Here is a 10,761-nt window from a genome sequence, read left to right as displayed (position 1 = left end):
CCTACCAAAGACTGGGAATGTGCTTGTGGTAAGTACAAGCGGATCCGTTATAAGGGAATCGTTTGTGACCGTTGTGGAGTTGAAGTTACCCGTGTTCTGTAAGTTAGGTAGCGTGAATACACGTGCAAGATCCTAAATACTACTTCGTGTTCCCAGAAGCTCGGTCATTTATGGTCGAGTAGTTCACCTGCTTATTAAGTATAGTTTAAAACACGAAAAAGCCCCCACAAGTCGATGTGGAGGCTTTTTACCGTTTAATTACTTGTCTTGATTACCAGAGTTAATCCCCTTTGATTCTGCCTTATCCATAAATTGCTGTTCTCGATCGAGACGTGGGAAGAGGTTCAAATCATGGGAATGAATTCCCTTCATCGAGGCCCACAATAAGAGGAAGAAGACAACTGCAATACCGAAGAGCACGGAATTACAGAATAATGCATAGTGGGTACCCAAGCCACCAGCAATCCCTTGCCGAATGCCCTGAATCGAGTAGGTCATCGGTAGGAACCAGTGAATGACGTTATAAAACTTCATCGTTACTTCCATTGGGAAAGTCCCACCAGAACCACCAAGCTGAAGCATCAGCAGAACCATAGCTAAGAACCGACCAGGGTTATCAAAGGTCATCGACAGGAACATCACGATCGCCATTGAAGCTAGGCCAAAGCAGATTGTCGTCAGGAAGAATGACGGAACGTGATCAATCGTGAGCCCACAGGCCATCATAATAGCGTCTTCGACAATTGCCATCGTGGTAGCCACCGTGCTCCCGATCACAACCTTACTGATCCACCAAGCAGTCGCCGACTTACCAGGAATGGCTTCACGCCGAATTGGGTAAACAAAGTTGAAGACAAGCATCCCAACATAGAGAGCCACGGACAAAACGTATGGTGCCAATGCATGGCCATAGTTTGGCACATAGCTATAGTGAGTATGTCTCAAGGTTGTTGGTTCGGCAAACATCTTAGCGGTCCGGCCAGTTGGCTTGATGCCATTGATCGTCTTAGCACCCTTGCCTAAAGCATTGGACAGCTTGCTTGCCCCAGCATTTAACCGGGCAATTCCGGAGATAAGGACCGGTGAATTATCCTGAAGTTGTTGGGTTCCGGCAGCTAATTGGTTAACTCCGGCAACCAGGGTCGGAATTTGAGCATTTAACTGACCCAGGGCAGTCGCCAATTGCATGGCCCCAGAATTCAATCGACCACTGTTGGCGTTGAGCTGACTAATGCCGTTACCTAATTGGCCAACACCAGCTGTGTACTGACCGATTCCACTGGCTAACTGGTTTGCACCAGACTGCAAAGTCCCGGTATTAGCAGCCAGCTGAGCAGAACCCGCAGCCGCGGTATGAACGCCGGCTGTATATCGACTAATTCCCGATTGAGCGGTCTGGGCTCCAGCAGCTAACGTATTTGCTCCAGCGGCTAATTTGCTAGCATTCGATGCTAATAGTCCAGTATAGTTGGATAACGTATTAACACTATTTAAGGCCTGATTACTTCCTGATTGCATTGAATTAAGACTATCTTCAAGTCCTCGTGCAGCGGTCATAACTTGTTGAGTGTTTTGACCAGAAGTAGTCATCGACTTATTAACGGCTGCTTGTAATTGATCAACCCCAGCCTTAACGGCGCCAATTTGCTGTGCTAGTTGGGCGTTAGCCTTGTTATTAGTACTAGTAGTTGTGGTTGTCTTACTAGAAGTATCAGCACCATTTAAGTCGTTGATCGCACTAGCTAGCTTTGCCTTGTCGGCATCATCCATCTTAGAAGTGTCGATACTGCTCAACTGGCCCTTAGCAGCATTAATGCTAGAGGCTGCACCGTTGTTATTATTGGTGGTTTGCTGACTCGTAGATGGCTGAGCCTGACTAGCCGCTTGTTGTAATTTTCCTAATTGGGCCGAAATATTTCCTAATTGTTTGGAAAGGTCACCTAAAGAATTACTAGAACTAGCTAATGGTGCCAATGCATTCTGCAATGCTGTCGCGTTTTGACGAACATTACCAGACAAAGCTGTCATTTCATTTTGCATTGCCGGGATCTGGCTTTTAAGGCCCTGGTCCATTCGACTAGCAGCACCGCTATAAGCATTTAAGTTAGTTGCTAAGCTGCCAGCACCACCTGCTAGCTTATCAGCGCCACCCTGTAAGGCCGTACTATTGCTATCTAAGGTCCCTAGGCCGGCATTTAATTGGTTAACACCGCCAGCAAATTGACCAACTCCGGCACTAAGTTGATTAGCACCACTGGTCAAGGCTCCAGAATTAGCTACTAACTGACTAACTCCGGCACCGAGCAAACCGACACCACCAGTGTATTGCTGAATTCCGCTGGCCAGGGTTTGACTACCGTTAGCCAACTGGGCAGCCCCGGCGGTCAATGGAGCCACTTTAACCCGCATTTCCTGGACGCCGGCATTGACCTGGCTAACTCCGGCGACATACTGCTTAGCACCAGTATTAAGGGTCACCATTCCAGTGCTGATCTGCTTAGCACCCTTCGCTGCCGAAGACATTCCCTCGCCAACGACATGCAGTTCTTTGAACATGGCCGAAGCGTAAGCATTAGTCACCGCTGCCCGAACCTTCATGTTCATCTCACGCATTCCCATTTCACTGATGACTTCACCAATCATGTTCAGTGAATCGTTGGTTGTATAGTGAATCTTCATCGTTTGCGGGTGTTTGTCCATCACCGTCGTAGCGTTTTCAGAGAAATTTTTTGGAATCGTTACTACCGTATAGTATTTCCGGTGTGTCAAACCCTGGTGGGCTTTTTTAGCCGAAACAAATTCCCACTTCAAAGCATGATTCTTCTTAAGTGACTTAACGGTCTGATCACCAACTGCCATTCGATGACCTTGATACTCTACCGGGTCATCCTTATTAACCACTGCCACTGGTAGATTCTGTGTATTTCCATATGGGTCCCAAACAGACTTCAGGAAGAAGATACTATAAAGGAAAGGAATTATACAAATCACTAAGGTCGATATCAGCAGGATTTTATTATGGTAGATATTCTTAAACTCCTGCTTAATCATTTCCCACATTGTCCTTTTTCACCTCACATCTATTTATTTTTATAACTTGGTCTTGGGCTGATCATCACTGGAAAGAACGTGAACGGTCTGCCGAGCAAACGCAATCACATCCTTAACCGGCACATCATAGTTTTTGTCCTGCCACCATTGAAAGGCCCCCAAAATTGAGCCGCTCAACGTGTAGGCCAATAATTCTGGATCATCAACCTTTTGCAATGCTTGAATCACCATGTCTTTACTAGAATGCTCGGCTCGATCCAAAAAGATCTGAGTTAAGATATGTAATAACTCCGAATATAGTGCGCTATGTGGACTGCTAGCAGCTAGGTGCCGAACCATGTTACGGTGGCGGTCAATATATATAATTAACTGTTTAATAATATCTTCTTCAGAGTCACCGCTGTCAACAATCCGTACAATCTGAGTTTTCAGAGTCTGCTCCAATAAATCATATTTATCACTAAAATAACGGTAAAAACTACTTCGGTGTAAGAGTGCTTCTTTACAAATCTGATCGACCGTCAAATGGTCAAAAGAATTATTCTCCAATAACACCAGGAGTGCGTTTTGAAAATCACGAACTGTTCGCGTTACACGCATCTACCATTCCTCCTCACTGTCCCTATTTCAACATAAATACTATATAACGTTCTGAATTCAAACAACAGAGTTACATAAGTATATTGGTACTTAAATAATACATTTACTAATAAATGTACAAATAGGGCTTTATTAGTAAAACTGCTTAAGTTTTATAAATAATTTCCTGTTGTTTCCATAAGAAAATACGTTTTTATCCTATATTTGTATTAGAATTACCTAAATCAAAGCGGTTAACGGTCGCAATATGCTACAATCACAAGTGAAGAGAATTAATTGCAGGAGGCGTTTCTAATGAAAATCGCAAGTGAAAAATTTGGCAGCTATCAAAATTCCGACGTTATCAAGTACACATTGACTAACGACAATAACGTTAGCATTAGTGTCCTCAACTTTGCCGGTATTTGGCAGGCTTTTATGGTTCCAAACACTCATGGTGGCCGGGTCAACCTCCTGCTCGCCGCCGACAGTTTTAATCCTTATGTTGATTATGCTGACCTATATGCAGGGCGGATTGTTGGTCGGGCTGCCGGTCGCATTGCTAAGGGGAAATTCGACATCGACGGTGAGAGTTACTCGGTCCCGACCAACGAGGGTAATAATCTTCTCCACGGTGGTGCCAACGGCCTAGCTCAACAATTTTACCAAGTTGAAACCAAGCAAAATGGAGATAATCTCCAAGCCATCTTGACCACTAGTATTGATACCGCTACTGATAACCTACCGGGTAAGGAAGACGTTAAAGTTACCTATACTTTAACCAACGATAACAGTGTCACCATTGACTTCGATGGACAAACAGATGAAAAGACTCTCTTCAACCCGACTAGTCACACCTACTGGAACCTTTCCGGGGAAGCCAAGACTATTCAGGGCCATGTTTTAACCCTTAATTCTAAATACCACCTTCAACTAGATAACGAAAAGATTCCAACTGGTAAAAAGTTATTAAACCAGGACACGCCATACGATTTTAGTCATCCAACGGTTCTTGGGACGGCCCTTCAGCACCTCCAAGAAGAACACAATCCTGAAGGTGGCTTTGATGATGCTTTCGTGGTTTTGCCAAGTAACCGGTTAGCACATGAACCGGTTGCTACGTTGATGGATGCCGCCACCGGACGAAAGATTAAGATGTATTCCGACCGTAACGGGTTAGTTGTCTATACGGCTAATAGCGTTCAAGTCGACGGTTACAACCGGCCATCTGGCAGTTGGTTTGCAATCGCCTTAGAAGGTCAGACACTACCAGATTCACCACACCACCCACAGTTTGGTGATATTGCTCTGCGACCTGGTCACCCGGCACATTATCAATTACGGTATGAGTACTTTGCTTAATTTTTGACATCACGATTGGAGGAATAGCCATGCAAAAACGCCTAACTAAGTCTAAGCAACGAGTTTTCCTTGGTGTTTGTGGCGGGCTCGCCGAATACCTACATATCGATCCAACGGTTATCCGTTTAGTAGCGATCGTTTTGCTAGTGTTAACTGGCTTCTTTCCGATTGGACTAATCTATATTGTTGCTGCACTAATTATGCCAAGCGCAAATTCACGACATCATGGCCGAGTCGTCGAAGGTAAATTCAAAGAAAAGAAATAAGAATTTAAAGCATTAAAAGCAGTTCAGCGAATTTAATCGTTGAACTGCTTTTTCTACTTATTACTTTTGTCGCTCTCGGTAAGCTACCTGAGCATTCAAGCCGTAATCAGCGGTTGTCATAATCGTGGAACCACGGCGACCTGGAATCTTATTAGGACCGCCGGTAACGGCTAGGTTAGCTAGGTAGATTTGGTAACGCCGGTGCGCCGTCGAAGCATCTGTCAGGCCAATCTTAACAATATGGCCAACGGCACGCCGGTCCATTTGATTAATCCCCATGTAAATTTCGAGGCGGTGACGCAGTTGGTCATGCACCAATGCAAAATATGGGGGAATCGACCGGGCATTTAGAGCGGGAACTGGTTGGTTGGTCTCAGCGTATTGATCAATAATCTGCTGGTCATCCAGTCCACTATAATCATTAACAAAAATACCTTCATCTAGTAGTTGATCGACTACATGCTGCAAGTTATGTTGCTCATGGTCATCAATTGCCACCACGGCTGGGATGGTGTTTGCCCCAGAAAAGACCCCGTTGGAATTGTTGGCTAACTGCTCGGCTAATTGTTGTTGAGCCTTAAATGAAGGGGCAACCTGTCCATTACCATTATTAAATTTCTGCCCTGTCACCTTAGCAAAACGCGGTGATAGAAAATCAAATTTTGAAGTCCTGCCGAAGAAATAGAAAACAATGTTTAAATACAAAAAATAGGTAATTGCCACAACTGCTAGGCAGTAAAGAAGAGCTCGCAACCAGACATGATTCATGAAGAGGCGACAGGTTACATAAACCAAGTAGAAATCGCCAAGCGTCGCAATTACAATATAAATTCGACTCTTAAACTTGGTATCTAGGTTAAAGTAACTCAGAGATGAGTTAATCATATCAAGAAAACTAAACATTTTAAGTAGCCACCCCCTTATTGATTACTCTGCTGACTGGTCGTACCGCCATTGTTGTTTCCTTGGTTGGTCGTACCGCCATTATTGTTTGCGCGTGTATTATTACCTGTGTTATTGCTAGTGGTTGTGCCCCCATTATTAGTTGACTGATTACCGTTACTCCTGGCTGGTGAGGTGTTTGGCCGTCCAGCCCCAGTCGTAGTATTACCATTGTTACCCACATTATTAGTGCTTCTTTGAGCTTGGGTACCATTATTACTCTTGGTCGGTTGATTATCATCATTATTCACCTGACCTGATGACTTATTAGCGTTATTTTTAGCATTATCGTTGTCATCAGTTTGGCTAGAACTATGGGTAGTCTTCTGGCTATTTTTCTGGTTATTATTGTCGACCAGTGAAGTTGATCGTCGTGAAACTCGACTAACCTTAGCACCCTCATTGGTATGGGTGGTTTTGTTAACCACCACGTTAGTAGCACCCAACGCCAAAACCAGTGACACCAGGGCAAAGGGGGTTACCAACGGTGGAATTTTTCCTGCCATATTACATTCTCCTTTTCTCAGCTAAATTATAACTGATTTTTCATGAAATAAATGTTAAAGAAGGGTGAAGATTATTTTGAATGTTGTTCAGCCGCTCGACACTGAGCACAGATACCGTGCAATTCGAAGTAGTGACCGGTAATCTTGATCCCTGGTAACTGGCGCTCAAAGAAAGCATCATCAATCGGCATCATTTTAATCTCCTGTACCCGGCCACACCGGTCACAGATAAAGTGGTGATGGTGAAGGGGATCGCAACGATACTTTACCTGCATTTGATCATTATGCTGACGCAACTCAACAATTCCCAACGATGAGAAGGCCTTGAAATTACGGTAAATGGTGTTGTGACTTACCCCAGGATAAGCTTGCCGTATCAATTGGTCTACTTGGGTAATATCAATATAACGATGTGGGTCTTGACTAACGGCTTCAATCATCATTTGCCGCTGCTTAGTCCAACGCAGATGGTGCATTTTCAAGATTCGTTGGGCCCGGCTAACTAGTCTTTGCACGTTTATCCCCCCTTACTTAAGCGCCTTATTTTAGCACACGGGACCTGATTTTGGTACTATTTGCTCTACCAACTGATCAAGTTGACGTTTGGTCGCAGGCCACTGGTCATTTACTATTACGTGGGCACTACCCACTAACTTAGGAGGCAACATCAAGTCACGATGATTCTCCTTACTATGAAGACGCAACAAAATGGCAGCCTGACGATCACCACGCTGCGTCATCCGCCTTGCCAAAGTTGCTAAATGTGATACCGTCAAAAAAACAATCACTGCTTGCCTTCCTAATTGTTGGCGATAAGTTGCAGCACCAGCAGTATCTAAGACAATCACATCAGCCTGTCCTCGTCGCCAGCCTTCCGCTAAGCCCTCATACGAAGATCCATATTGAGCTCCATCATAGGTCACCTGTTCTAGCAAATGTAATCGTCCCATAGACTGTTGATTTTCAAAGTAGTAGTCAACCCCATCACGCTCCCCAGGTCGTGGCTGCCGGGTAGTATGAGTCACCACCCGATGCATGTGATGATGTTTTTGCAGGTAAGTGGCCACGGTTGTTTTTCCCGTACCAGCTGCCCCACAGACAATAAAGACATAACCATTTTTTCTCATTTTACTTACTTGGTAAGGTGGGCATTAACCTGGTCAAGCAACTGCTTTAGATTATCATAAGTCAACCGCTGCCGGGCAGCAGGATAGTTAAACCAACCACAATTCTTAATCTCTTCAACTTGAAGTTTGATCTTCTCATTTTGCTTTAATTCAGCCGTATAGAGCGTCATCTGCTTACGATTGCCATTCGGCAGGTCGTATTCGGTATAGACGTGAAAACTGGTGTCGATCGGCAGCACCAGTTGGGTTTCCTCCCTAATCTCACGTTCGGCGGTTTGCTTTAGTGTCTCGTTTCCTTCAACGTGACCCTTGGGAAAGCCCCAGAAGTGTCCCTTATTCTGGCTTTCCAGTAATAAGTATTCGATTCCATCTTTGCCTTGACGATAAACGACTGCGCCACTTGTAACTTCAATTGCCATTTTTTTCAACCTATTTAATAAAAAATTAATATTCTCATTGACTTTTAATGCAATTACTGGTTATCATTGATAGCTAAAGAGTAGTGTTAACCAAACACTACCGTTATTATAGCAAAGAAAGGTGGTTTAAAGATGGGCTTACACATTCTTCGCAAAGAAAGCCTAGATCGTTACTTGGGGGCGGACCGACACTTTGTTAAAACGATGACCGCTAAAGACTTAATGGCCATCGGGATCGGGGCTGTGATCGGCACCGGGATTTTCATTCTTCCTGGTACCATTGCTGCTAATTCAGCCGGGCCGGGGGTGACATTGTCATTCTTTATCTCTGCAATCGTCTGTGCCCTGGCAGCGATGTGCTACGCCGAATTCTCTTCGGCCCTGCCGGTTGCCGGTAGTGCTTATTCTTATGGCAACATTGTTTTTGGTGAATTCTTTGGTTGGATCCTCGGTTGGGCCCTCATTCTTGAATACATGTTAGCCGTAGCCACCGTTTCAACTGGTTGGGCAGCTTACTTCAACTCGCTGATCGGTTCATTTGGCTTGCACCTCCCCCAAGCCTTAAGTGGACCTTTTGACCCTACCCATGGTACCTACGTTAACCTAATCGCGATCTTAATTGTCCTCTTAATTGCCTTGATGCTTTCCCACGGGATGCAATCATCAATGCGAATCAATGATATTGCCGTAGTTTTGAAACTAGTAATCATTTTAATTTTCATCGGTGTTGGTCTCTTCTTTATCAAGCCCAGCAACTACCACCCCTTCATGCCGTTTCATTTTAAGGGAGTTATCCATGGAGCTACTCTTGGTTTCTTTGCTTACCTGGGCTTCGACGTTGTTTCTAGCTCAGCCGCCGAAGTCAAAAATCCGAAGAAGAATATACCAATCGGGATCATTGGTACTTTAATCGTCGCTACCGTTCTTTACATGGGAGTGGCGGCCGTTCTAACTGGAATGGTCAAGTACACCAAGCTTGATGTTGCTAATCCGGTTGCTTATGCCTTACAGTTAGTTCACCAGGGGTGGATTGCCGACCTGCTTTCCATTGGAGCACTGATTGGAATGTTCACGATGATGATTTCCATGCTTTATTCCAGTTCACGACTAGTCTACGCAATCGGCCGTGATGGTCTCTTACCATCCAAATTGGCACAATTCAATGAAAAACACCACTCACCACAAATTGCCCTTTGGACGGTTGCCATCATTGTTGCGGCTATGGGGGGGCTAGTTTCTCTGGATGAGTTAACCAGCCTGGTTAATATTGGAACGTTACTAGCCTTTACTTTGGTGTCCTTCGGCATCATCCCGTTGCGTCACCGGAAGGATATCGGTAACCGAGGCGGATTCAAGGTCCCGCTTTACCCAGTACTCCCGATTGTTTCCGGCCTAGCCTGTCTGGGAATGATGACCCAACTCTCTAAGACAACTTATATTGGCGCCAGCATCTGGTTTATCATTGGGATCATTATTTACTTCAGCTATGGTTACTGGCACAGTAAATTAAATAAACAAAGGGTTAATTAATAACCTAAAGAGTGCAAGAAAGATAATCGCAAATGGTTATCTTTCTTGCACTCTTTTATTTGGTAAACATTTTAAATTCAAGAAACAGGTCATTATATTCACCCAACACCCGCAGTGGCAAATCACGGTAGGTCTGTAGGTGCCGCATCGTCGACCGTGGTGGATAGAAAGCCTGGTTATCGGTAATCTTCTTGGGTAATAATTGTTTAGCCCGCCAGTTAGGAGTGGCATAACCAACATAGCGTGCGTTCTGAGCAGCATTATGCGGTTCCAACATAAAATTAATGAACTGGTAAGCTGCCGCCTTATTACGAGCAGCCTTGGGAATCACCATGTTATCGAACCAAATATTACTGCCTTCACGTGGCACGACGTAGTGAAGATGATGGTTAACATTCATCATCTCCCGTGCATCACCCGAATAAGTAACCCCAACGGCTGCTTCACCTTGTTCCATGTACATCTTCATTTCATCAGCAACGACGGCCTTAACGTTGGGTACTAACTTTTTTAGCTTGAATTGGGCCTGCTTTAACTGGTGATAATCCGTGGTATTCACCGATTCTTCCTGACTAATCAAGGCAATGGCAAAAACGTCCCGCGCACTGTCAATCAACATCAGATTATTCTTCAAGTACGGATTCCAAAGTTGCCCCCAGTGTTGGACCTTATGACCATCAATTTGCTTGTCGTTATAAATAATCCCTAAGGTCCCCCAGAAATACGGAACTGAATAGTGATTGCCAGGATCAAAGGGCCAGTTTAAAAATTGCTTATCCAAGTAACGCATATTAGGAAGGCGATGATGGTCTAAGGGGATAATTAAATGTTCCCGACGCATTCGCTGAACAGTATATTCACTAGGAATTACCAAATCATAGTTAGTTCCACCTTGACGAAGTTTAGTCAGCATCGACTCATTGCTATCGAAGGTTTCATAGTCGACGTGGTAACCAGTCTGACGTTCAAACTTAGAGAT

At 44.5% G+C, this 10,761-nt stretch carries 11 protein-coding genes; 3 read left to right on the top strand and 8 right to left on the bottom strand.

Going from position 1 to position 10,761, the window contains the following annotated elements; genetic code table 11:
* Window positions 1-258: 258 nt before the first annotated feature.
* Together ACEYV4_RS07350 and ACEYV4_RS07345 are read right to left on the bottom strand one after the other, a co-directional pair.
* A complete protein-coding gene (locus tag ACEYV4_RS07350; RefSeq protein ID WP_373842684.1) occupies window positions 259-3,060 on the bottom strand; it encodes a YhgE/Pip family protein in 2,802 nt (933 codons plus the stop codon).
* A 30-nt stretch (window positions 3,061-3,090) separates the two neighbouring features.
* Entirely contained in the window at window positions 3,091-3,651 is a 561-nt protein-coding gene (locus tag ACEYV4_RS07345; protein WP_373842683.1) for a TetR/AcrR family transcriptional regulator, read from the bottom strand.
* A 294-nt stretch (window positions 3,652-3,945) separates the two neighbouring features.
* Between ACEYV4_RS07345 and ACEYV4_RS07340 the strand changes: the two genes are divergently transcribed.
* Window positions 3,946-4,992: an aldose epimerase family protein gene (locus tag ACEYV4_RS07340; protein ID WP_373842682.1), complete on the top strand. Its 1,047-nt coding sequence runs from the start codon at window positions 3,946-3,948 to the stop codon at window positions 4,990-4,992.
* A 29-nt stretch (window positions 4,993-5,021) separates the two neighbouring features.
* Window positions 5,022-5,258, top strand: a complete 237-nt coding sequence (locus tag ACEYV4_RS07335; protein WP_373842681.1) for a PspC domain-containing protein — start codon at window positions 5,022-5,024, stop codon at window positions 5,256-5,258.
* Between the two features lie 60 nt (window positions 5,259-5,318).
* On the opposite strand, the gene ACEYV4_RS07330 is transcribed toward ACEYV4_RS07335, so the two are convergent.
* From ACEYV4_RS07330 to ACEYV4_RS07310, 5 genes are all read right to left on the bottom strand, one after another.
* Complete coding sequence (locus tag ACEYV4_RS07330; protein ID WP_373842680.1) at window positions 5,319-6,161, bottom strand: DUF6681 family protein; 843 nt, start codon at window positions 6,159-6,161, stop codon at window positions 5,319-5,321.
* 17 nt (window positions 6,162-6,178) lie between these two features.
* Window positions 6,179-6,706 carry a hypothetical protein gene (locus tag ACEYV4_RS07325; RefSeq protein ID WP_373842679.1) on the bottom strand — a complete coding sequence of 176 codons (528 nt, stop codon included), beginning with the start codon at window positions 6,704-6,706 and terminating at the stop codon, window positions 6,179-6,181.
* A gap of 71 nt (window positions 6,707-6,777) precedes the next feature.
* Entirely contained in the window at window positions 6,778-7,221 is a 444-nt protein-coding gene (locus tag ACEYV4_RS07320; RefSeq protein WP_373842678.1) for a Fur family transcriptional regulator, read from the bottom strand.
* Window positions 7,222-7,251: 30 nt separating this feature from the next.
* Window positions 7,252-7,833, bottom strand: a complete 582-nt coding sequence (locus tag ACEYV4_RS07315) for a guanylate kinase (protein ID WP_373842677.1) — start codon at window positions 7,831-7,833, stop codon at window positions 7,252-7,254.
* Window positions 7,834-7,838: 5 nt separating this feature from the next.
* The gene (locus tag ACEYV4_RS07310) at window positions 7,839-8,252 is read right to left on the bottom strand and encodes a bis(5'-nucleosyl)-tetraphosphatase (protein WP_373842676.1); all 414 of its coding nucleotides are present in this window, start codon (window positions 8,250-8,252) and stop codon (window positions 7,839-7,841) included.
* A gap of 132 nt (window positions 8,253-8,384) precedes the next feature.
* On the opposite strand from ACEYV4_RS07310, the gene ACEYV4_RS07305 reads away from it, so the two are divergent.
* Complete coding sequence (locus ACEYV4_RS07305; RefSeq protein WP_373842675.1) at window positions 8,385-9,782, top strand: amino acid permease; 1,398 nt, start codon at window positions 8,385-8,387, stop codon at window positions 9,780-9,782.
* A 55-nt stretch (window positions 9,783-9,837) separates the two neighbouring features.
* Here ACEYV4_RS07305 and ACEYV4_RS07300 read toward each other — a convergent pair.
* On the bottom strand, window positions 9,838-10,761 hold a 924-nt coding region (locus tag ACEYV4_RS07300), incomplete at its 5' end, for an ABC transporter substrate-binding protein (RefSeq protein ID WP_373842674.1).

Origin of the sequence: Limosilactobacillus sp. (assembly GCF_041859915.1) — a bacterium.
Lineage (GTDB): Bacteria > Bacillota > Bacilli > Lactobacillales > Lactobacillaceae > Limosilactobacillus.
Note: the sequence above shows the minus strand (reverse complement) of the source record. Positions and strands in the feature narration are given on the sequence as shown.